The 22,203-nt window shown below is 36.6% G+C and carries 21 protein-coding genes and 1 pseudogene; 17 read left to right on the forward strand and 5 right to left on the reverse strand.

What is annotated here, in order from left to right:
* Positions 1 to 5 precede the first annotated feature (5 nt).
* Complete coding sequence (locus AB1279_RS10640; protein ID WP_429761349.1) at positions 6 to 824, forward strand: energy-coupling factor transporter transmembrane component T family protein; 819 nt, start codon at positions 6 to 8, stop codon at positions 822 to 824.
* Positions 825 to 968: 144 nt separating this feature from the next.
* Complete coding sequence (locus AB1279_RS10645) at positions 969 to 1,403, forward strand: NUDIX hydrolase (protein ID WP_429758698.1); 435 nt, start codon at positions 969 to 971, stop codon at positions 1,401 to 1,403.
* 184 nt (positions 1,404 to 1,587) lie between these two features.
* On the opposite strand, the gene AB1279_RS10650 is transcribed toward AB1279_RS10645, so the two are convergent.
* Positions 1,588 to 3,273 (reverse strand): M4 family metallopeptidase, encoded by a 1,686-nt coding sequence (locus tag AB1279_RS10650; RefSeq protein ID WP_429758699.1) that lies wholly within the window; start codon positions 3,271 to 3,273, stop codon positions 1,588 to 1,590.
* 487 nt (positions 3,274 to 3,760) lie between these two features.
* Here AB1279_RS10650 and AB1279_RS10655 point away from each other — a divergent pair, with 487 nt between their 5' ends.
* Both AB1279_RS10655 and AB1279_RS10660 read left to right on the forward strand, forming a co-directional pair.
* Positions 3,761 to 4,270 (forward strand): GNAT family N-acetyltransferase, encoded by a 510-nt coding sequence (locus AB1279_RS10655; RefSeq protein ID WP_429758700.1) that lies wholly within the window; start codon positions 3,761 to 3,763, stop codon positions 4,268 to 4,270.
* Positions 4,271 to 4,331: 61 nt separating this feature from the next.
* A pseudogene (locus AB1279_RS10660) lies at positions 4,332 to 4,580 on the forward strand (aminoacyl--tRNA ligase-related protein); the annotation flags it as partial.
* Between the two features lie 39 nt (positions 4,581 to 4,619).
* On the opposite strand, the gene AB1279_RS10665 reads toward AB1279_RS10660, so the two are convergent.
* Together AB1279_RS10665 and AB1279_RS10670 are read right to left on the reverse strand one after the other, a co-directional pair.
* On the reverse strand, positions 4,620 to 5,084 hold the full coding sequence (locus tag AB1279_RS10665; protein WP_429761351.1) for a DMT family transporter: 465 nt from the start codon (positions 5,082 to 5,084) through the stop codon (positions 4,620 to 4,622).
* A 13-nt stretch (positions 5,085 to 5,097) separates the two neighbouring features.
* Complete coding sequence (locus tag AB1279_RS10670; protein WP_429758701.1) at positions 5,098 to 5,520, reverse strand: DMT family transporter; 423 nt, start codon at positions 5,518 to 5,520, stop codon at positions 5,098 to 5,100.
* A gap of 95 nt (positions 5,521 to 5,615) precedes the next feature.
* Between AB1279_RS10670 and yeiL the strand changes: the two genes are divergently transcribed.
* The 5 genes from yeiL to AB1279_RS10695 all read left to right on the forward strand — a co-directional run bounded on the left by yeiL (position 5,616) and on the right by AB1279_RS10695 (position 11,451).
* A complete protein-coding gene (gene yeiL / locus AB1279_RS10675) occupies positions 5,616 to 6,314 on the forward strand; it encodes a transcriptional regulator YeiL (RefSeq protein WP_429758702.1) in 699 nt (232 codons plus the stop codon).
* Between the two features lie 260 nt (positions 6,315 to 6,574).
* The gene (pssA, locus tag AB1279_RS10680; RefSeq protein WP_429758703.1) at positions 6,575 to 7,066 is read left to right on the forward strand and encodes a CDP-diacylglycerol--serine O-phosphatidyltransferase; all 492 of its coding nucleotides are present in this window, start codon (positions 6,575 to 6,577) and stop codon (positions 7,064 to 7,066) included.
* A gap of 509 nt (positions 7,067 to 7,575) precedes the next feature.
* Positions 7,576 to 8,940, forward strand: a complete 1,365-nt coding sequence (locus AB1279_RS10685) for an FAD-binding oxidoreductase (protein ID WP_429758704.1) — start codon at positions 7,576 to 7,578, stop codon at positions 8,938 to 8,940.
* A 545-nt stretch (positions 8,941 to 9,485) separates the two neighbouring features.
* On the forward strand, positions 9,486 to 10,841 hold the full coding sequence (locus tag AB1279_RS10690) for an FAD-binding oxidoreductase (protein ID WP_429758705.1): 1,356 nt from the start codon (positions 9,486 to 9,488) through the stop codon (positions 10,839 to 10,841).
* Positions 10,842 to 11,211: 370 nt separating this feature from the next.
* Complete coding sequence (locus AB1279_RS10695; RefSeq protein ID WP_429758706.1) at positions 11,212 to 11,451, forward strand: DUF3977 family protein; 240 nt, start codon at positions 11,212 to 11,214, stop codon at positions 11,449 to 11,451.
* Between the two features lie 58 nt (positions 11,452 to 11,509).
* On the opposite strand, the gene AB1279_RS10700 is transcribed toward AB1279_RS10695, so the two are convergent.
* Positions 11,510 to 11,968 carry a GNAT family N-acetyltransferase gene (locus AB1279_RS10700; RefSeq protein ID WP_429758707.1) on the reverse strand — a complete coding sequence of 153 codons (459 nt, stop codon included), beginning with the start codon at positions 11,966 to 11,968 and terminating at the stop codon, positions 11,510 to 11,512.
* 232 nt (positions 11,969 to 12,200) lie between these two features.
* Between AB1279_RS10700 and AB1279_RS10705 the strand changes: the two genes are divergently transcribed.
* Positions 12,201 to 12,344, forward strand: a complete 144-nt coding sequence (locus AB1279_RS10705; protein ID WP_429758708.1) for a hypothetical protein — start codon at positions 12,201 to 12,203, stop codon at positions 12,342 to 12,344.
* Between the two features lie 403 nt (positions 12,345 to 12,747).
* On the opposite strand, the gene AB1279_RS10710 is transcribed toward AB1279_RS10705, so the two are convergent.
* A complete protein-coding gene (locus AB1279_RS10710) occupies positions 12,748 to 13,155 on the reverse strand; it encodes a DUF2809 domain-containing protein (protein WP_429758709.1) in 408 nt (135 codons plus the stop codon).
* 444 nt (positions 13,156 to 13,599) lie between these two features.
* Here AB1279_RS10710 and AB1279_RS10715 point away from each other — a divergent pair, with 444 nt between their 5' ends.
* From AB1279_RS10715 to helD, 7 genes are all read left to right on the forward strand, one after another.
* Positions 13,600 to 14,496 carry a PhzF family phenazine biosynthesis protein gene (locus AB1279_RS10715; protein ID WP_429758710.1) on the forward strand — a complete coding sequence of 299 codons (897 nt, stop codon included), beginning with the start codon at positions 13,600 to 13,602 and terminating at the stop codon, positions 14,494 to 14,496.
* A gap of 365 nt (positions 14,497 to 14,861) precedes the next feature.
* Positions 14,862 to 15,245 carry a GntR family transcriptional regulator gene (locus AB1279_RS10720; protein WP_429758711.1) on the forward strand — a complete coding sequence of 128 codons (384 nt, stop codon included), beginning with the start codon at positions 14,862 to 14,864 and terminating at the stop codon, positions 15,243 to 15,245.
* Positions 15,242 to 16,108 (forward strand): ABC transporter ATP-binding protein, encoded by an 867-nt coding sequence (locus AB1279_RS10725; RefSeq protein WP_429758712.1) that lies wholly within the window; start codon positions 15,242 to 15,244, stop codon positions 16,106 to 16,108. The genes AB1279_RS10720 and AB1279_RS10725 overlap by 4 nt, the downstream gene beginning before the upstream one ends.
* Positions 16,098 to 16,745: an ABC-2 transporter permease gene (locus AB1279_RS10730; RefSeq protein ID WP_429758713.1), complete on the forward strand. Its 648-nt coding sequence runs from the start codon at positions 16,098 to 16,100 to the stop codon at positions 16,743 to 16,745. The genes AB1279_RS10725 and AB1279_RS10730 overlap by 11 nt, the downstream gene beginning before the upstream one ends.
* Before the next feature lie 366 nt (positions 16,746 to 17,111).
* A complete protein-coding gene (locus AB1279_RS10735) occupies positions 17,112 to 18,032 on the forward strand; it encodes an MBL fold metallo-hydrolase (protein WP_429758714.1) in 921 nt (306 codons plus the stop codon).
* Between the two features lie 225 nt (positions 18,033 to 18,257).
* Positions 18,258 to 19,139, forward strand: a complete 882-nt coding sequence (locus AB1279_RS10740) for an aminoglycoside 6-adenylyltransferase (protein WP_429758715.1) — start codon at positions 18,258 to 18,260, stop codon at positions 19,137 to 19,139.
* A 465-nt stretch (positions 19,140 to 19,604) separates the two neighbouring features.
* Positions 19,605 to 21,947 carry an RNA polymerase recycling motor HelD gene (helD, locus tag AB1279_RS10745; protein ID WP_429758716.1) on the forward strand — a complete coding sequence of 781 codons (2,343 nt, stop codon included), beginning with the start codon at positions 19,605 to 19,607 and terminating at the stop codon, positions 21,945 to 21,947.
* Positions 21,948 to 22,203 lie beyond the last annotated feature (256 nt).

Raw genomic sequence — 22,203 nt, forward strand, 5'->3', positions numbered from 1 at the left:
GTAAGATGGGGACAATATACATAGAAGGAAAATCGTGTTTCCATCGTATGGATGGTGCTGTAAAACTAATTTTATTTATTATATGGATGATTCTCACATTCTTATTTTTTGATTTTCGTATTTTATTATGCTTATTTCTAATCGGCTGCATATTACTAGGCATCGCAAAAATTCCAATGCGCAGCATATTGATTATTTTTAGTGTTATTTTCACATTTAGTATTCTAAATTCTGTCATGATTTTACTCATTACTCCAACACATGGATCGGAGCTAACAGGTACATATACGTCACTTCTCCATATTGGCTATGCGGCTATTACACTGGAAACTCTTTTTTATGCAATAACACTATCATTAAAATATTTTACCTTATTACCGTTTACACTTATTTTTATTTACACAACACATCCGAGTCAATTTGCAAGCAGCTTAAACAAAATTGGAGTGCCTTATAAAATTGCCTATGCGATTAATATTGCACTGCGCTACATTCCGAATATACAAACGGAATACGAACTCATTAAACATGCACAGGAAGCAAGGGGAATTCCATTTCATAAAGGAGAAGCATCCCTTTTTCAACGCATTAATAATCGAATGACGATTTTTTGGCCGCTTGTAATACATTCATTGGATCGAATTGATACTGTTTCGAATGCTATGGATTTACGCGGTTTTGGAAAAAAGGAGAAGCGGACTTGGTACTATAGGACGGAAATGCAGCCTCTTGATTATATGGCACTTCTTATTGGGATATGCACTCTGATTATTGCTATCTATTTGAAACTCACAATTTTTAATTCGTTTTGGTATCCTTTATGAACATTAAATGAATATTTGATGGCTTGCTCCTTTTAAGTTTCCCTTTTTAAAGAATGAATCGAGTCTATTCATGCATTCTTTACTTTGCTTTTAGTATAATTGATATAGCTATCAGTAGGGAAACTTCAAAAGGGGGAGTTGTTTTTGAAAAGGGTTAACGTGGTTTCTGCCTTCATTCAGGATGACAATGATAATATATTAATAGTTAAAAACATAAAGAGTGATTCTTTTTATTGGAGTCTTCCAGGCGGGGCAGTTGAAGGGAAAGAGACTTTAGAACAGGCTGTAATCCGTGAAGTAAAAGAGGAAACAGGATTTAATATTGTTGTTACTGGATTGAGTTCCGTTAGAGAAGTGTTCTTCGAAGAACGAGGTCATCATGCTTTAATCATTACTTTTCATGCAAAAATCATTGATGGAGAAATAAACATCAATGACCCTGATAATGATATTATTGAAGTAAGATGGGCAAATAGTGAAACAGTAAAGGAATTAATGCCATCTTTATATGAGAGACTAAAAATACATTCTGATTCTAATAAAACATTAGCTTTTTATGCATTTGAAGGTACCAAATAAAATCGAGAAAAGGTTAGCATACATAGGGACTTTGTTATAGACATAAGAGAATCGTTCCTTTTGATTGGTTTGGCTGTGGTGACTTGATTATATCAGAAAAACATGATTTATATACAAAGAAAGAGGCTGCCACAAAGTTTCACTTTTGGAACAGCCTCTTTCACTATATAAAAGGGAGTGGAACCTATTTTACACCAACTGCATCATAAGACTGTTTCACAGCCGTCACTTCTGCAGAGTTTGCGCCATATAAATCAGCTGCTGCTTGTACTAAGGCAGCGCGTGCTTGACTAAAAGTTGTAGATTGAGTTAAGTATAGTGTATTTGCACGATAGTAAATTGTGCCTACTTTATCTTTACCAATACCATTCACCGTTACACCATAGTGTGTACCGCCATTTGCTAATAAGTAAGCCGCTTTATTGATAATACTACTATTTGTATGAACGCCGCCATTATCGCTTGTTCCTGTATAACGTTTAGAATAATGATCTGGGTCACCGTATTTTGTTGGATCGCTCATAGAACGAAGCGCATCTCCAGCTTTACCAGGCGTATAAATATCCTCTCCAACTTCCCAATCTGGGTTACGGTTATCATAGTATTCTATTAATGTTCCAAAAATATCAGAGATTGCTTCATTTAACGCACCAGACTCATTTTGATAAATAAGGTTTGAACTATATTCTGTAACGGCATGTGTTAACTCATGACCGACAACATCGATTCCTCCAGAAAATGCAATAAATGTAGTTCCATCTCCATCACCATACACCATTTGTGACCCATTCCAGAAGGCATTGTTATAATTTTTTCCATAGTGAACCGTAGATTTTAATGGTGCACCAGCATCGTTATAAGAATTGCGGTTAAACGTTTTTTTATAATAATCATATGTTACACCAGCATAGTAGTGCGCATCTACTGCCGCTGCATCACGAGTAGCATTAAATATGTTATCTACATCTGTCCATAACGTTCCTGGAAGAGTCGTACGATTTTTTCCATCGTATGTGTAAATTACTGCACCGCGTGTATTATCTTGTAAATAATAGCTAGATCCAGATAATGTTGTATTAATAGACTTTGTATCACCTAATACCCCTTTACCCGTGCCAATTTTATTTGTTCCCGTTACAGGCTTAGCGGTAGCCCCAGCTGCAGGTTCAACTGGTGCCTTACTTTCATTCGCCGCATTAAGGATTGTATTATATTTATTTAAAACTTTACCGCTATCAGCTTCAATGAAATAATAATAGTTTCCTGGCTCTGGATCTAAGAAATTTAATTTCACTACATACGCATATGTTGTTTCCGCACCATTTTGATATACATGTAAGTCCGCAGATGGCTCTACTTCATACTTTGGAGTGAATCCTAGGTCTTGTTGTGCGATTGCAATCGCTTTTTTTTCTTCAATTTTATTTTTGTTTTTCAACTTTTCTTTCTTATCTAAATCAGGCATAACTGTGCCTGATACAACCTTTAATACACCATCTTTTCCAACGTGAGCTACTTGAGTAGATCCCCATACTGGTACACCTTCATACATTTGCTGTAAACGGACAACTGTTGCTTCTCCAACAGGATCTTTTATAACCTTTTGTACTTTAAAAGATTCTTCTGCACTTTTCTCACCTAGTTTATAATCTTTTTTAGAAGCATTTAAATAATCAAATACAACAGATTCTGCCTTCTTTCCTGATGCACTTGTTAGATTACCTGATACAAACTCTGGGGATTGTACTGTCTCGTTGTATTTCTTTGTGGAAAGTACGTTCTTTGAATCCGCAAATGCAGAGCTTGTCCCTCCAAACGTTGTCACTGCCATTCCAGCCGCTAACACAAACGCTAGACTTTTTTTCTTCATTATTTTTTTCCCCCTAACCAAAATTTTGAAAAAAGAGAACAGATTAATAGTAGCATTAAGTTTTTGGTAATAAAATAACGAAAATTCAAATAATTTATTTCTCAAGTTTTCTAGAATTTACTCATTGTAAATCCTCTCATCTTTCCAAGCTATTTTTTACCTCATAATGTTTTTGAAACCGAAAGTGATGACTCTACAACCATAAGGGTGTATGAACGTCGATGGGAGCGAGCCCACTGCCAGTTAGTGCTTTTTCCTATGCTTTTGCTACAGTTTGACGATCTTCATCTGTCCCGTTTAAAAATTCTGAAGAACATAATCCTAATTTTACGCTAGCTTTTAAGGTGTGTGTATCTGGAGTTACTGTGAGTTCTGTCGAATTTGACAAGAGAATGGAAGGAATGAGTAAGGATTAAGTAGGAATCTTTGGATGTTGTGTAGAATATTCCAAAATGATCTTACCCTTTTAGTTGAAGGAGATGTTGAAATGGAAGTGAATATTCGTCCCGTTCACATACAGGATGCTAGTGCAATTCATCGGATTTGTATACAAGATGAGGTTTTACCATATATGGTTTTTATGCCAAGTATGAGAGTAGATGCTATGGAAAATAGAATTCGTAATTTAGGGCCCAATCAATTTGAATTTGTTGCGGAGCTTAATGGTAATGTCGTTGGATTTGTAGGTTTAACGCAAGGACAAGGCAGAAGATCGCATTCGGGAGATATATTTATGGGTGTAGATAGTGAATATCATAAAAAGGGAATTGGGAAAGCATTGCTTACAAAAATTCTCGATCTTACAGACAATTGGCTAATGCCTGAAAGAGTGGAACTTGGCGTTCTCGCAACAAATCCTGGCGCACAAGCGCTGTATGAAAAGTTTGGGTTTATAGAAGAAGGAATAAAGAAGGGGAGTTTAAAAGCAAACGGTAAATTTATTGATGAAATTATGATGAGTCGTCTTCGTCCAAATGGTCTACTCATACAAACTTGATTATTGTAATAAAAAATAATTTCAATGGTTTCAAATCATTTACATAAACATATGACATTGAAGCTACGGGACATATCGTGAAATTTCTTCTTGCTCAAACTGTGAAGATTTCCAAGCTCGTCGTGCAGGTATACGTTTCCGTCGTACACAAGGTGCAAAACCAGAATTTGTGCATACGTTAAATGGATCTGGATTAGCGGTAGGGCGCACAGTAGCAGCAATTTTAGAAAATTACCAACAAGAAGATGGATCAGTTGTGATTCCAGAAGTATTACGTTCATACATGGGTGGAAAAGAAGTTATCAAATAAGAAGGCGTAAGTTTCGGATGAAAATAACAGAAACAAGCCTCAATAGGCTTGTTTCTTATTTTGAACAGATATATCTGTTCGATCCATGATTAAATTATATGTGAGTCCCATTAATACGAATAGACCTCCAACGATTTTACCAATCGATAGTTCATGTGAATTGAAAAAATCAATGATAATTCCCATACCTAATTGACCAATAAAAATGAGTAATGTCAAATAGAAGGAAGATACTTTAGGGATAATATAGTTTGATAATCCAATTACTACAACACCTACTAAACCACCTAAATAAGCGAGAAACGGTATGGATTGCAATGTCGTGTAGGACATGTTAAAAGATTCACTACTACAAATTAAAAATAATAAAGAAAAAGCGAGACCAGTAATATAGTTGAAAAAAGTACCTTGGAAAATTCCGATTTTGGTTGCTAAGTTTGCGTTAATTACCCTTGCGATTACAACGGAACATCCAGCTAAAATGGCAATACATATATATAACATCATTTTTCCTCCATTAAAAAATATTCATGACAACAATTCCAGAAGCAATAAGTAGTAAACCGACCATTTTCTTTTTTTCAAACTTCGCAATTTTCATTCCTAATAATCCGAAATGATCGATGACAATAGAAGTAATCGATTGACCGAGTAAGCCTAAAGCAATCGTTAAGGATACACCGAGTGCTGAAAAGCTAATATTGGTAAATAGTACGGTGAATACCCCGATAGCTCCTGCGCTATATAAGTAGAGCGGAATTCCTTTATGAATCTTAATTTTAAATTTACCTACTAGTAAAATAATAATAACCGCAATTAATCCAACAGTATGAATAAGAACACTGGCGTTATAATTTCCTATAACTTCTGCTAAGATACCGTTTAGTGGAATCATAAGTGCAATGAGTGCACCAATAAGTGCAGAAAGTAATTTATACATAGCATTTCCCCCTTGCATTTTTAAGCTTAATTTAACATGATTGGATTATCGGGTATTATGACATATGTCATAGTGAAAAGGGGATTTGGAGATTTATGAAAAAAATATATGATTCGAAGAAGTTAGACGAGTATATTCAAAAGAATAATATTGAAGATTTTTTTAGTCATGATATAAAAACTGTGATGGAATTGTTGTTATTTAAAAAGAATGAATACATATGTAGAGAAAATGAAACGCTTCATTACCTTTACTTCTTCGTAGAAGGAAAAGCGAAGGTATATACGACTTTAAGTAACGGTAAATCTTTATTATTAACTTTTTATAATGGGTTTGAAGTAATGGGAGATGTAGAATTGGTTCGTTCTCAAAAAACCTTTTCAAATGTTCAAGTGATCGAGGATTCCTATTGTATTGGAATCCCGTTGGAAAAAATTAGAACGCGTTTACTTCATGATGCGACCTTTTTAAGTTTTATTTGTGATTCTTTAGCCCATAAACTTGCTAGACTTGCTCAAAATAGCTCCATTAATTTACTGTATCCACTTGAGAGCCGATTAGCGAGTTACATTCTTGCAACAGGTGAAAGGGTTAAGAGTGAAGAAAAAACATTGATATTTCAAGGGAATTTAACGGAAATATCGGAGTTGTTAGGAACAAGTTATCGGCATTTACTACGAACATTAAATATTCTTTGTGATAAAGGGGCGTTAGAAAAGAAGGGGAGTTATTTCGAATTGAAAGATGAGCTTTTACTTCAAGAGTTGGCGGCGGATGTGTATAAACAAAATTAAACATACGATGATATAAGTACAACGAGGTTATAACTCCAGCTCATTCATAGGGACTGTTAGCGATGCTAGTACTAGCTCTTATAAGAGGAATACAACAATTAGAATAATGAAAAGCCGATTTTCCTTAACTACAGGAAATCGGCTTTTTTCTTGTCGAAATTAGCTTAGCGTACAGTGGTCATGTAATTTTAGGAATAACAGAAGAATATATAGAAAATGCTATATAAATGGGAAGTTTGATCAACTTAGGGGGGACAATCTTGTTCAATCGGATAGTAAAAAATGTACCTAATTTATTTACGCTTGGAAATTTATTGTGCGGTGTTTTTTCAATTACCTTGAATATGAGTGGCTTTTGGGAAGTAGCCTCCATTTTTATTTTCTTTTCGGCTGTATTAGATCTTATTGATGGAAGGATAGCGAGAAAATTAAAAGTGAATAGTGAGTTTGGCGTAGAATTAGATTCCTTAGCTGATATTGTTAGTTTTGGAGTTGCTCCTGCACTTCTATTTCATTCGATAGCAGCACCATCTATTTTAACTTCTTTGGCATTTATCCTTTTCCCAACGATGGGTGCTTTAAGATTAGCTAAATTTAGTGTGAAACCAACTATTGGATATTTTAAGGGATTACCTATTCCAGCTGCTGGATTACCATTGGCTGGTATGGGATTTTTTTCATATAGTAATGCATGGATTACCTTAATCCTCGCTCTTTTAATGGTAAGTCCAATTAGATTTAAAAAACTTTAATTTTGGTTTTGCCCCATTACCATCAAGACTTTATGGAATATTGTTTATCATATCTGGCGATTCATCCCCCAGCTCAAGCGCAAAGCGGAGGTGGGGGATGAATCGCTTTTTTTTGTTTTTTAAAGTGTATAAATAGAAACGTATGTTCTTTTTGGAGTGCAAAACAAGAAAAGAGTGTGTCAAATGAAAAAAAGCATACTTTTCAATTCGTATCTATAGTTATTTACTCAATTCCTCTTCCTCTAAGTACCTTGAGAATGTAGTTTTCCAGATACATCAGTTCCAAAGCAGAGTGAACTCGATTTTACTCCCCATAAAACCACTCCGTTTTAGCTACATACTTTATTCCAGATTATAATACATTGATTAAAGGTGTACTTTACCACATAAAGGTTTAACATATCCTGCATGAATGATTTGACATTAGCTTGACAACCTTATTACAATTTTTTGTTCTTTTAAAAAATTTGAGCACCAGAAAATTCTTAAATGATAAGGAAGTGATAGGGATGAGCGGAGAAAAGAAATCGAATCGATGGGAAAGGGAACCCGAACTGACTGGACGTATCGTTATACCAGGCGACTCGGAATATAATGCGGCTCGAAAGGAATTCAACACCTTTTTCAATAAGTTTCCTCTGGTTATCGTCTTTGCCCAAAATACTCAGGACGTGGCCAATGCTGTACGTTGGGCACGTTATCGAGATGTACCAATCCGTATACGCTCAGGCCGTCATAGTTACGAGGGTTTGTCGGTCGTTGACGCCGGTATAGTGATTGACGTTAGTGAGATGAACCGGGTAGATATTGATTGCAAGCGCGGTACCGTTACTGTGCAGACTGGATTACGGGATTTTGCTTTATATGAGACTCTGGGAGCCAAGGGGCTAATGGTACCGGGGGGACTCTGTGCTACCACAGGTATTGCAGGTCTCACTTTGGGCGGCGGTCAGAGCATCGTAGCACGGTCGCTCGGCCTAACTTGTGACAATCTGCTTGAGCTGGAGATGGTCAACGCCAACGGCCGAGTGCTCCGCGCTAATGCCGATCAAAACTCCGATCTGTTCTGGGCCTCGCGCGGAGGCGGTGGCGGAAATTTTGGTATCTGCACCTCCTTTCGCTTTCGCACACATCGAATTGATAAGGTCGCCTACGCTAACATCAGCTGGGATCTACGATACCTAGAGCCGGTGCTGCGAACTTGGCAAGACTACACAGTTTCTGACGCTGATGAAAGACTCACTCCTCTTCTCACGATAGCTTCAGGCTTGCAGTCGATTCTACTCATGCAAGGAGTGTTCCTCGGTTCGGTTAAAAGGCTTCGTAAATTGCTGCAACCACTGCTTCAAGTTGGCTCACCGCAAGAGGTGTTCATCGAAGAGATTCCTTGGCTTGAAGCGGTAGAACGAATAGCGGTCACCCAACCGGTATCTCCTGAACCCTTCAAGAGCGTAGGTCCCTTCATCGAACGCTTGCTACCAGATGAAGCGATCGACATAATTCGGCGCTTTATTAGCGATCCTCCCACTTCTTCGGTAGCCGTCTTGTTCCACGGCCTGGGTGGAGCTGTAGCCAAGGTGCCGAGCAAGAACACAGCATATTTCTATCGCAAAGCACTATCAAACATGTCAATATATTCCACATGGGATACACCTGATGGGGCTGCTCCAGGTATCCGATGGGTAGAGGACTTTCGTAAGGCGATGCTTCCATTTACTCAAGGGGTGTACGTCAATACACCGGATCTCTCAATTGAGAAATGGCCAAAGGCATACTACGGCAACAACTTCAAACGGTTGACTCAAGTGAAGGCAAAATACGATCCAGAAAATATTTTCAAATTTCCTCAGAGCATTCCGCCAGCTGATAAATAGAGTAACCATTAAGATATAGTGTACTAGAGATGAGGAGTGCACTTCCTAATGTTAAAAATACTCGTACTGCAGGGGGAGTGAGGTTATAGACTTGCATTCAAGTACTTCAATTGAACTTTTACATCTCCTTATATATAAAATGAAAAGGTCATCATACGCTTTAGATGACCTTTTTTCCTTTCAACTAGCCTTGCGATAACATGAAGAGAGAAGTGGCGCGTTGAAAAGCCACTGCTTATCTTAGACTATATTTCCAGTGAAACCTTATGCCGAGGGATTCAGAGGGGGATAAATGATAGTGTAATTCTAAAGCGAAGAGTTGCACCTCTTCTGTTAGTGAAATATCCATAAAAACATCACCCTTTTCAATAGTTTTACTAAAAGAATAGTGTATTTATGGATTAGGGGCACATCATTAGATTGGCTTGAAGGATATGTGTCGGAATCCCAAATCAAACTATTCTTACGATAACAATACTAATTTCCAATCTTATTTCATAATCATCAAATGGGAACGGAGCTTTAAGATAAGGAGGAAAGTGCATATGACTTTTGATAAGGAACCCGAACTAACCGGACGCATCGTGGTACCAGGTGACCCACAATACAATTTTGCACGTCAGGAGTTCAATACATTCTTCAACAGGTACCCGCTGGTTATCGTCTTCGCTCAGAAAACGCAAGATGTAGTAAACGCAGTACGTTGGGCACGTTATCGGGACGTACCAATCCGTATACGCTCAGGCCGCCATAACTACGAGGGTTTGTCAGTCGTCGACGCTGGAATTGTGATTGATGTCAGTGAGATGACCCAAATGGAAGTGAACCATAAGCAAGGCATCGCTACAGTGGGAACTGGTTGGAGGAATTTCGTCTTAACTAAGGAACTTGGATCTGAAGGATTGGTGGTTCCGAGCGGGGTCTGTCCTACTCCAGGTATCGCAGGTGTCACCTTGGGTGGCGGCCATAGCATTCTATCTCGGCCGTGGGGGTTAACTTTAGATCACCTACTCGAACTAGAGCTGGTCGATGCAAATGGTTGCATAATCCGCGCAAATGATAATCACAATTCTGATCTGTTTTGGGCCTCGCGTGGGGGCGGTGGCGGAAACTTTGGCATCTGTACTTCTTTCCGCTTCCGCACACATCAGATTGAGACGGTCGGTTATGCAGAAATAAGTTGGGATTTACAGGATCTGAAGTCTGTGCTGCGAGTATGGCAAGACTATACCCTACCTACTGCTGACAAGCGGCTTACACCGACCCTCTTTATGTCCTTAGGGGTTCAGCCGTCACTGTTAATGCAAGGTGTCTTTCTCGGCTCAGCTAAAGAATTACGAACCCTATTGCAGCCGTTACTGCGAGCTGGGACTCCATTAAAGGTAACCATAAAAGATCTTCCTTGGTTAGAAGCTGCATCTTTGATATATGCTCGCCAGCCGGCGACTCCGTTACCATTTAAGAGTGTAGGACCTTACGTTTATCGCCTGTTGCCTGAAAAAGCAATTACTACAATTGAACGATTTATCAATGACCCGCCACCTTATTCTACAACCTCTGTCTTTTTTCATGGAGTGGGTGGCGCAGTAGCGGAAATATCGAACCGTGCTACGGCCTACTTCTACCGCAAGGCTTTGTCTAACGTAACCCTGTTTGCCACTTGGAGTAAATCGGAAGGGGCTGCCAAAGGTATTCGCTGGGTGGAGGACTTGCGCAGGGCACTGCTCCCTTTTACCAATGGAGTTTACGTCAACACACCAGATCTATCCATCAAGAAATGGCCCAAGGTTTACTACGGTAGCAATTTTGAGCGACTAACCCGAGTTAAGGACAAATATGATCCTAAGAACGTTTTTAATTTCCCACAGAGTATTCCTCCCGCTTCCTTATTGAAGAACTAAAGGGGGAGGCCAATCCTTTTTACTATTTAAAAGCAAGATTATTAAGCATTGTCCTTAAAGTTAAACTCTTCGATGATAGATTGCTACATAATTTTTGGCTCCTTCAAAAGTTGAATTTTATTTAAAAAGGGTTATTGTTCTTTATGCATTGTCACAAAATGAGCGTTATGACAATGCATTTAATAGTTTTGATGAAGGTCAGTGTTCTAAATGAAACTGTTATGGTTTGTTAATAAGCAATAAAAGAAGGATTCTATATTGTATTTATAGAACAAGAATAATGCTAAGAGAGAATGTAAGAAATAAAAGTTAACATAATATAATTATGTTAATCTGTAAACTGATAAACATTTTAATAGGGAGAATTACATTGAAGTATATTGAGTTTGGAATCGGAAATAAATGGCTTGTAAGGACGGAAATAGAATATGAGGATGGAACTGAGACGGAGCAGTGTGGTATTGTGAGGCCGATTCATTTTGAATCGGTATATATGAGGTGCTGGATAGGGAAAACTTGTTTTATTATAGATATAAAAGAAGGTTTTAAGAAAATGAAAAAGAATCGTAACGAATTCAAATTTATTTTTGGGGTTGTAAGTAGGAGATAAGTAGAGATTGAGAGGAATCAAAAGTGTGCAGTATGCAACCTTTTGATTCCTTTCATTTTTATCTATGTCCTTGTCTTCTTGCTTCTGTAAATCCATAGTATGCACAAGCACCATTTTGAGAAAGATCTCTTACTTCGAATCCACATTTTTTATAAAAATCAAAGTTATTTGCTGAAGTATTCGCAAACCAATCACCATGGGGGAGCTTTTGTAAACATAACTCTACAAGCTTTTTACCTATCGCTTGTCCCCTATAGTCACTTTTTACGACTACGTCCATAATCATAGCAGCCATAATTTGGTCTGATATAACTCGTATCATCGCAATCATTTCCTCATGATCCCATACTGTAAAAGCCCAAGTAGAATTTTCGAATATTAAAGTGAAACGTTCATCTTGCCATGTAGGGATATGATTTCCAACCCAGCCAGCATCCTGAAACAAACTCTTCACAGCAGAAGCTGGTATTCCTTTCGTTCCTTCGCGAATAATGAGTCCGTTATGATAGATGTACATATATATACTGCCTCCTTTTGTTTCATAATTCATTTCGTTATGAAATAGCCATTTCCTGCATTATTGCTTTTAAATGATAAAGGATTGATGATGAGAAAAAACAAATTCGAAAATTAAGGTAGCAGAGCAGGAGAGAAGTTATTTCATAAAATAAAACATTTTATGCTTATTGGAATATTTGATAAAGTTGTTATTATGGTAATAATTGAGAAAATATTTTAGGGGGAGTCTCATGCATATAAAGTTAGCAAAAACGAAGCTAGTAGAAGCAGAAGAATTATTATGTATTCAAAAAGAGGCATTTCAATCTGATTTAGAAAAGTATCAAGACTATGATTCTAGTCCTGCGACAGAGAAAGTTGAGATTAATGCGTAAGATCGAGCTGTTTCATCACTATACGATTTGGATTAATAATGAAATTGCAGGTGGGATTGATGTAAGGGATCTAAATGATCAACATTATAGAATCAATCGAATCTTTTTGAAAACAAATTTTTAAAACAAAGGATTAGGTAGTCAAATTATGAATTTAGTTCAAAAAGAATTTCCAGAGGCAGTAAAGTGGAGTTGAGATACGCCGAAAGATAATGTTCGAAATCATCATTTTTATGAAAAGTGCGGGTATAAAGTGGTTGAAGAACATCAAATAAATGAAAAACTTATATTATTAGATTATGAAATGCGTGCTTAGGAATATAGAAGTATTAAAGGCTAATACGTGGAAAATCTAAGCTTACATGTATTAGCCATATGTATGAATTCGGATCTGGAGATTAGTTTATGTAAGATTGCTAGGTTTTCGAATCAGTACAAATAACATTTCGCTTATCACACCTACTCCAATACCTATCGCATAAGCTAATAAGTCGCTCCATAAAAAGCCATATCCTAATACTAATCCACCTAAAGTTGTTTCTCGAATATGATCGATCCAACTAGCATGGTATAGTTGGCTAAATTCAATGATATAGCAAAATGATAAAGCCAGTAACGCAATGGTTTTTATATGAGCTCCTTTAAAAAGAAAACCAAAACCAACAAAAATCATTAACGCCCACAGTGCATCGCCTAAGTATGTATTTAAAATATGTGGTAGCACATAAGCAATTTTTCTTGAGCATAGTCCTAATACAATTACAATGATGGTCATCATTGCGTATAGTAATCGATTGCGTTTATATGTCATATGTAAATTTCTCCTAAAAGTATTTTTCGGAAATTAATAGATTAATGATTTATATTTTTTGCTTATACATTAACATGGTGTTACGTGTTGCAGATAATGAATAGAGTATCATGTAACTATTCAATTGTAGTTTATATCATTCCTGTAACGAGAGGGATTTTTATATATTATAAAGATGAATAACAATATAGGGAATTGTTCAATCGTTATTTATATAGTGGATTAGCGGTATGAAACGTATAAAAGGGGCTGCTTCGTTATTTTTTTACAGTTGTATTTTTTTGTGTGGTTCGGATATACCTTCTTTATTGAAAAAATTAGGTTTAGTTTTTATGCTCGAAATAAGGGGATATTAGATAGTGAGGGGAGGAAGGTCAATAAGCTATAGCAATAAGTTAATAAATTAATTGGCTTTTACGAACATTATGTCAGGGGATGGATCAATTGAATACAGTAACAGTTTATCATTACGATGCATTTAGCAATAAACCAAATAAGGGAAATCCAGCAGGAGTTGTTTTACATGCTGACAAACTAACAGATGATGAGATGCAAAATATCGCTTATAAAGTTGGATTTAATGAGACTGCGTTTTTAATGAAGTCCAATGTGGCAGACTGGAGAATCCGTTACTTTACGCCAGGATATGAAATGGATCTTTGTGGTCACGGAACTGTAGCTGCTGTTTACGCATTACAAACTAGAGGTTTAATAGAAAAGACAGGAAAATTCACAATTGAAACGAAAGCAGGAGTTTTACCAATACAAGTAGAGATGGATTTAAATAGCAGACCATACATAACGATGAAACAAGCAAATCCACAGTTTCAAAAATTCCATGGCTCAAGGGAAGAATTAGCGGCTTCCATAGGTCTGCATGAGAATGATTTAGAAGATAAGTTGCCAATTGTATACGGAAGTACAGGGAATTGGACTTTATTAGTTCCAGTGAAAAAGCTTGCGTTGTTTAAAAAGATGAAACCTAACAACAAGTTATTTCCATCTATTTTAAAAGAAGTGCCTCGCGCTTCGATTCATCCTTTCTGTTTAGAAGCATATGATTCAAATGCTCATATGCACGCACGTCATTTTTCATCACCATATGCTGGTACTATTGAAGATCCGGTAACTGGTACAGCTTCTGGAGTTATGGGAGCATACTATATTACATTCATTGATGATGAATTCAAAGATAGAAGAGAATTTTTAGTAGAGCAAGGGCATGAAATAGGGAAAGATGGACAGGTGAGAGTAATAGTAAGTAAAGAATGTAATGATACTTTAGAGGTTGAGATTTCAGGAAGTGCAGTGTATGTGGGTGAGTTTGAAGTTGTTTTATAAAAATGAATTTATCATATTTTGTCGTTTTTAATGAAATAACAAAGGGGACTTCCGATTAAAAGGAGTTGCCCTTATTTTTATTTAATGCCTCAAGTATTTGCAGTAATAGTAACTTTTATATTTTATCAGGTTAATTATCGGTTTCTAAGTCTGATGGCTTATTTATATTAGTTCTTTTTTCAAATGAAAGTATTGCTCTAAATTTACTTCATAAATATTTGTTAATCCAATAATATAGTTTTTCTTCAATTCTCTCTTTTATAATACCTTGTTGTTCCAATTCTAATCATTTATAATTTTAAGTGTATATAGTGTGTATGTTGTGTATCTTTGACCATAACAGTTATTAATAAAGAGGGTGTCTAATGAAAATTATCTTAAGTAACGTATCAGATCAGCCTTTATATCAGCAGATAAAAGATCAGATTAAAACTTCAATTTTTAATAATGAATTAAAAGAAGGGGTGCAGCTACCTTCGATCCGCTCATTGGCCAACGATCTACATGTAAGTGTCCTAACAACCAAAAGAGTCTATGCCGAACTGGAAGCTGAAGGATTTATTATAACCAGAGTTGGCAAAGGATCCTATGTGGCACCAGAAAACTTAGAGATGTTAATGGAATCCAAGCGTCACATGGTGGAAGTCAAGTTAGCAGAAGTCTGTCGAATGGCCCGAGGTTTAGGAATTAGCACAGATGATCTTCATTCAATGCTGGATTTAATTTTAGAGGAGGGGAATGAAAAATGAACCCTGTTTTAGAGGTGAAGAATCTAAATAAAGCTTATAATAGTTTTTCTTTAAAAGATGTCACTTTTTCACTAAATAAAGACTGCATTACGGGCTTTATCGGTACTAATGGTTCTGGGAAAACTACGACAATCAAAGCAATCCTAGGTCTTATTTTGAAGGATTCCGGAAAAATTAATTTTTTAGGCAAGGATATGGGTGATAATGAAAGAAAGTCGAAAAATAAAATCGGTATCGTGTTAGATGAAGGGTATTTTTATGAAGAGTTAACATTGAAAGAAATGAAAAATGTGATTGCTCCTTGCTATACTGACTGGGACGAATCAGTTTTTTTAGATTACATAAACCAGTTTGATTTAAAACTAGATCAGAAAATTGCCACTTTATCAAAAGGTATGCGAATGAAGTATGCGGTCGCTTTAGCGCTCTCTCATCATGCAGATCTATTAATTATGGATGAACCAACAAGCGGTCTAGATCCATTGGTGCGAAGTGAATTAATGGATATTCTCCTCGACTTTATGAAAGACCCAGGGAAAAGTGTCTTTTTTTCCACTCATATCACCTCTGATTTAGATAAAATTGCTGACATGGTCATCTTAATTGATGATGGTAGGATTTTACTTAATGAAGAGAAAGATGAGTTGCTGGATACACATGCACTGGTAAAAGGGGACAATTGCTTTATTAATGAACAAACGCAAAAACTTTTTTTAACTTTGCATCAATCGCCATATGGATTTAAAGGGATTACCAATAAAAAAGAAGACGTACGTCGACTCATACCTGATGTTTTGATGGAAAGACCAACGATAGAGGATATTATGCTTACTTATATCGGGGGTGATAAAAATGTTAATTAATCTAGTAATAAAAGATTTGATGCTAGTCAAAAAGTATTTGTTAACTTTACTTGTTTTTGCTGCCATCGCCCCTATTTACATTTCTTCACAATTAGAATTAAGCGACGGTGGTCTTATCAGTTTTCTCTTAACAGTGCTTTTATTGGAGTATATTTTGTTCGGTACGGTATCCAAATCTGAGGATAAGTACAAAGGGGCCGCTTATCTTTGTGCGACTCCATATACACGAAATGCATTTGTAAAAGCAAAATATCTCTTTATTTTTGTTATTTTCATTTGTAGTGTCATCATCCGCATTATTACATCAGTTATCGTGCCATCGGGCATAGAAAAATTAAACATCAATGCCCTTGGAATAACATTTTTAATTCTTAGTATAATATTTGGGGTACTAATTCCTGTTCAATTTAAATTTGGCTATGAAAAAACAAAATTTATTTCGTTTTTTATTATCTTTTTAACACCCTTTGTATTTCCTACTCTTATAAAATGGTTTCAATCAAGTCATATTAGTTTTACAATCACATTTCCATTTTCACAAACGATTCAGGCATGGATTCCTTGTTTCATTTCGTTAGTCATTGGTTTTATTTCAATGGTTATATCTCTAAAGATATATGCAAAAAAGGATCTATAATTAAGTTTTAAACATAATAGGGGTAGCATAAGGAAATATGCTTAGCGTTGTAAATTCGCGATTATTTTATGCTACCCTAAGAAAGAGTGGAAATGGTATTCCTTTAGATCTATTTATAAACCTCTGTATAAGCTACTTAAATACTTCATTACCAAAACTACAAATTTTCCACCTAAAAACATAAGATCATAAATTAAACATATTAAACTAGAATTTTTAAGTATAATTTATTATTCCAATAATCATGGCACAGTTAATATAAAAAGTTTAATCAAAATCTTGTTACGATAATAATGAATTTTTTAAAGGCATCTTTACTTAAATATCGAAATAATAGGTAAAATTGGAATTTAAGGAGAGAGGAAAATGAATGAAGAATATTTTAGTAAACATTTTAGCCTTGAAAAAGTTAGTGAAGGGATATACGTTGCAATAGCAAGAGAAGGTGGTGGAGCTGTAGCAAATGCAGGTTTTATTGATTTAGGAGATAAAACAATAGTTTTTGATACATGTAACACACAACAAGCTGCGGAAGATTTAAAGTATATTGCAGAAAAAATAACGAATCGACCAGTTACATGGGTTATAAATAGTCATTGGCACGGAGACCATATTCGAGGTAACCAAACGTTTAAGGGAAGTAATATTATTTCAAGTCAAATTACATACGAAAAAATGAAGGATATTCATCCATCGAGAATCAATAAGCAGAAAAATGATATACAAGGTCTAAGAAATTATATTCATTCCTTAAAAGACCAAGTAAATCAAACCAATGATATAAAGTTAGAACACCAAATAAATTTTTTAAGTGAATTGGAAGTTTCATTGCTAACTCTTGAATTAGTATTACCACACCAAACATTTATAGATGAAATAACTTTTCATGGGAGTAAGCGTAGTGCAAAGCTTTTCACATTAGGCGGAGGACATTCGTTATGTGACGCAATTCTTTATATTCCAGAAGAGAAAGTGATATTCATGGGTGACTTATTATTTGTTGATTGCCACCCAACATTTTTTGAAGAATCGAATCTAGAGAATTGGATTCATATTTTGAAAAAAGTTGGGGAGATGGATATTGACATAGCGGTTCCAGGACATGGTTCAATTGGAACAAAAACAAATCTTTCGAAAGTAATAGACTATATAGTGGATTTAACTGTAATTGCACGAGAGAACAATGACATCGAAAATATTAAATTACCTCATGACTACAAAAATTGGGATTCGCCAGAGATTTATCAACAAAATTTTAAAATGTTAAAAGAAATATTGAATTGTTGAATCAAAAAAGAGGTTTTCCGAATAATTTCACTTGGACAACCTCTTTTAAGTATTTAAATATCTAATTTAAGCTACACTCTAGTTTTTTTGCGGCTGTTTATGATGAAGTATACAAGTTAGAAGAACGACGAGAACCTGTGCTATTAAACGAAAGGTACAGGATATTTCAACAATACCTATAAAGAGAAGTTGCTCAATAGAAACAGGAATTTGAGGTGAATAGCAATGAGAAGTGAAAAAGAAATGTTTGATTTAATACTAGGAGTAGCTAAAAAAGATGAACGAATTCGAGCAGTCTATATGAATGGTTCAAGAACAAATGCTAATGCTCCGAAAGATATTTTTCAGGATTACGATATTGTTTACGTAGTGACGGAAACAGCATCTTTTATAAAAGATAAGACATGGATTCATACTTTTGGTGATTTACTTATGATACAAGAGCCTGATAAAAATAATACATCAGTTGGTATGAATACGGATTTTGATAAGTCTTATGGGTATTTAATGCTCTTTACAGATGGGAATCGTATTGACCTTCATATTAAAACGAAAGATACAATGATTGAGGGATATGTCAATGATAAACTTACAGTTCCATTATTAGATAAGGACAACATTCTACCACTTATTCCTGCTCCCACAGATATTGATTATCATGTAAAAGAGCCAACAGAACCAATGTTTATGAGTTGCTGTAGTGATTTTTGGTGGTGCCTGCAAAACGTTGCAAAAGGAATTTGGCGTGATGAATTGCCGTATGCAAAGCAAATGTTTGAACATGTAATACGGGTTAGATTGGATGAGATGGTTTCTTGGTGGATTGGCCTAAAACATGACTTCCATGTTTCAACGGGAAAAATGGGTAAGTATTTCAAAAAGTATCTTCCTGAATCATATTGGAAGACGTATGAAAAAACTTATTCTGATAATGATTATGAGAATTTTTGGGATTCTATATTTGTCACTTGTGAATTGTTTAGAACTTTAGCAGAAGATGTGGCAGATCACTTATTGTTTACATATTCAATTGATGACGATACAAATATGACGAAATATCTTAAACATGTGAGGAATTTACCTTCTGATGCAAAGGAAATACTTTAAGTAATCTATATGTAAGTTATGAATTTTTCCGAAAAACTATTTAACTAGTGGGGGCTTTAATGGAAAAACGAAAACAGCCGTTCCTCAATGGAATAGTTGTTTTTTTATACTTCACGCAGAAAATTCACCGTAATATTGTATAATGCTCGATAGGTTCTCTGAAGGATTTCTCAATTAATTATAATTCATCTGACCTTACTTTAAATGATCGTATAGTCGGATATCATTTTTGTGAGTTATGTATCTTTTAAAATAGCTTGTTGCTTCCTATAAATTTACAACAATTATGATCTATCATAGCGGTGGTGATGTTAAATACATTGATAAACTTGAGAAACTGTGATAAATTAGTATAGAAACACAATTTTAAACTTAAAAAATATAAACTATCCCAATTATTATTATAACAAAAAATATCTTATTTAGTCAACCTTCATTTTTAATTTTTTTTAAGGAGTGCATGATATGAACACAGAACTTCGTCAGGAGCAAGAACGATTGGACAGCGTAATGGAGACAATCACGGAGCAAATCAGCAAGATAGAAGACGAAACCAGCCAGCGTCGAAAAGAAGTACTCAATATCCGTAAACACTTTTGGGATGACGTCAAGGTTAACATAGATACTTTTGACGATTATCTTGAGACGATCATTGGCTTAAGACAACAGGCTCAAGCTCTGTCCGTAAGCCAAAGTACCCACAGGCACGCCTTCAATCGGCTGTCCGTACTGAACCGAATGAAGGGAGTACCTTATTTTGGTCGAATTGATTTCATCGAAAAAGGAACTTCCGAAGTGGAAAGTATCTATATCGGAGTCTCTACACTTACGGATACAACAGGAGAGAATTTCCTAATCTACGACTGGCGAGCACCGATATCGAGCGTCTACTACGATTACGCGCCCGGTCCAGCTGAGTACGTTACACCAGAAGGAGTAGTTCATGGATTGTTAGATCAAAAGTGGCAATATATTATCCGCGGCGGCGTTATTAAATCAATGTTCGATACGAGTCTCACCATTGGAGATGAGATTTTACAGCAGGTGCTTGGCGAAGGCACAGACAAACATATGCACAGCATAGTAGCCACCATCCAAAGGGAGCAAAACCGGATCATTCGGCATGATCGCGGGCGGCTGCTCATTGTTCAAGGCGCCGCTGGCAGCGGCAAGACATCGGCCGCCCTGCAGCGGATCGCCTACTTACTCTATAAGTATCGAGATAGACTGAAAGCCGATCAAATCATTTTATTTTCGCCTAACTCGATGTTTAATAGCTACGTATCCAATGTGTTACCTGAACTCGGGGAAGAGAATATGCAGCAGGCCACATTCCAGGAATATTTGAACCATCGGCTGAGCAACGCATTTCAAGTTGAGGGTCCTTATGAGCAATTGGAATATGTGTTGACTGCATCGGATGATTCCTCCTACCGGACTAGGACTGCGAGCATCCGATTTAAGGCATCGACCCGTTTTTTCGAGACGATCAAAACATACAGGCAGTCGCTAGAATTATCGGGCATGTTATTCAAAGGAATTAAATTCAGAGGAAAACCGGTCGTCTCTGCCAAACAAATCGCGGAAAGGTTTTATAGCAGCGACACCTCGCTTCGCTTTCACAACAGGATTGAGAAGTTGATAGAATGGCTAAACGAGCGAATAGATGAAATCGAAAAACTCGAGTTGACCAAGTCATGGGTACAGGAAGAAATCGAGTTGCTTAGCAAAGATGAGTATCAAAAGGCTTATACCTACTTACAGAAAAAACGAGGCTTTACGGAAGACTCGCTTGACGATTATGAGAGAGAAATCAAAGTGCTCGGACGTATGATCGTTCGCAAGAAGTTGAAGCCGCTGCGCAAATGGATCCGAACGCTTCGTTTCGTCGATTTTACGGGAATATACAAGCAGCTTTTCGCCGATCCAGCACGGATTAAACTGTGGATTGCCGGGGAAACACCTGAAGAGTGGGAGGATATTTGCCTGTTGACGCTGAAAATGCTGAGTGAAGGAAAACTGTTTTACGAAGATGCTACTCCGTTTTTACTTTTAAAAGAACTGATTCAAGGGTTTCAGACAAACGTCTCAATCAAACATGTGCTTGTAGACGAAGCACAAGATTATTCTCCGTTTCAATTTGAGTTTTTGAAACGTTTATTTCCTTCGGCAAAGATGACCGTACTTGGAGACTTTAACCAGGCGATATTCGCCCATGCCAGCGAAATGGTCGATTTCTACACACTTACTGGCTTATATGGACCGGATGAAACGGATGCAATCAACTTGACCCGCAGCTACAGATCCACAAGACCGATCACCGAATTTACACGCGGACTCATACCTGGCGGCGAACGGATTACTGCTTTTGAACGCGACGGCGAGAAGCCTGCGCTGACGCAATTGTCGGATCGTGCCGAACTGCACCGCTGCATCGCTGCCAAAGTCACAGACTTGCGGAAGCGGCAGTATAATACGATTGCGATTATATGTAAATCTGCTGCGGAAAGCATCGCTGCATACGAGGCCCTTAGCGACGTTGATAAAATTAAACTCGTGAAGAACGGCTCGATTGAATATGAACAAGGCGTTGTTGTCATACCAGCGTATTTGGCCAAAGGCATCGAATTCGACGCCGTCATCATTTATGATGCATCGGCACAAGTATACGGTGATGAGAGCCTGCGCAGATTGTTCTACACTGCTTGCACCCGGGCTATGCATCACTTACAAATTTACAGTGTAGGCGAACTGAGCCCGTTTTTGCTCAACGTGACGCCGGAAAGTTTACTTCTAAGCTTGACTTAACAAGGGACTGTTCCGCGGATTCTTACTTTCATGTACCACTGTAAATAAAAATAGAGATGTGGTTTTGTCATTATTAAATTGAATAATCCCAATTTCTCATTTATATCACTGAGAGATTGGGGTTTTAATATGGGAATACCCTTACCGTTGTAAATCCGCGTTTTGCTGGTGATACCCCATGCCTATCAACCTAACAAAATAGCTTGCCCCCAAAACGATAAAAATGAACTTCGGTGCTATAAAAAACACAAAATTT

It is taken from the genome of Bacillus sp. S14(2024) (assembly GCF_050473785.1).
GTDB classification, from domain to species: domain Bacteria; phylum Bacillota; class Bacilli; order Bacillales; family Bacillaceae_G; genus Bacillus_A; species Bacillus_A yunxiaonensis.

Excerpts from the sequence above, each read along its gene's own strand:
- AB1279_RS10640 (WP_429761349.1), top strand. The coding sequence starts at position 6 with ATGGGGACAATATACATAGAAGGAAAATCGTGTTTCCATCGTATGGAT.
- AB1279_RS10650 (WP_429758699.1), bottom strand. The coding sequence starts at position 3,273 with ATGAAGAAAAAAAGTCTAGCGTTTGTGTTAGCGGCTGGAATGGCAGTG.
- AB1279_RS10655 (WP_429758700.1), top strand. The coding sequence starts at position 3,761 with ATGGAAGTGAATATTCGTCCCGTTCACATACAGGATGCTAGTGCAATT.
- AB1279_RS10665 (WP_429761351.1), bottom strand. The coding sequence starts at position 5,084 with ATGTTATATATATGTATTGCCATTTTAGCTGGATGTTCCGTTGTAATC.
- AB1279_RS10670 (WP_429758701.1), bottom strand. The coding sequence starts at position 5,520 with ATGTATAAATTACTTTCTGCACTTATTGGTGCACTCATTGCACTTATG.
- yeiL (WP_429758702.1), top strand. The coding sequence starts at position 5,616 with ATGAAAAAAATATATGATTCGAAGAAGTTAGACGAGTATATTCAAAAG.
- AB1279_RS10685 (WP_429758704.1), top strand. The coding sequence starts at position 7,576 with ATGAGCGGAGAAAAGAAATCGAATCGATGGGAAAGGGAACCCGAACTG.
- AB1279_RS10690 (WP_429758705.1), top strand. The coding sequence starts at position 9,486 with ATGACTTTTGATAAGGAACCCGAACTAACCGGACGCATCGTGGTACCA.
- AB1279_RS10700 (WP_429758707.1), bottom strand. The coding sequence starts at position 11,968 with ATGTACATCTATCATAACGGACTCATTATTCGCGAAGGAACGAAAGGA.
- AB1279_RS10705 (WP_429758708.1), top strand. The coding sequence starts at position 12,201 with ATGCATATAAAGTTAGCAAAAACGAAGCTAGTAGAAGCAGAAGAATTA.
- AB1279_RS10710 (WP_429758709.1), bottom strand. The coding sequence starts at position 13,155 with ATGACATATAAACGCAATCGATTACTATACGCAATGATGACCATCATT.
- AB1279_RS10720 (WP_429758711.1), top strand. The coding sequence starts at position 14,862 with ATGAAAATTATCTTAAGTAACGTATCAGATCAGCCTTTATATCAGCAG.
- AB1279_RS10725 (WP_429758712.1), top strand. The coding sequence starts at position 15,242 with ATGAACCCTGTTTTAGAGGTGAAGAATCTAAATAAAGCTTATAATAGT.
- AB1279_RS10730 (WP_429758713.1), top strand. The coding sequence starts at position 16,098 with ATGTTAATTAATCTAGTAATAAAAGATTTGATGCTAGTCAAAAAGTAT.
- AB1279_RS10735 (WP_429758714.1), top strand. The coding sequence starts at position 17,112 with ATGAATGAAGAATATTTTAGTAAACATTTTAGCCTTGAAAAAGTTAGT.
- AB1279_RS10740 (WP_429758715.1), top strand. The coding sequence starts at position 18,258 with ATGAGAAGTGAAAAAGAAATGTTTGATTTAATACTAGGAGTAGCTAAA.
- helD (WP_429758716.1), top strand. The coding sequence starts at position 19,605 with ATGAACACAGAACTTCGTCAGGAGCAAGAACGATTGGACAGCGTAATG.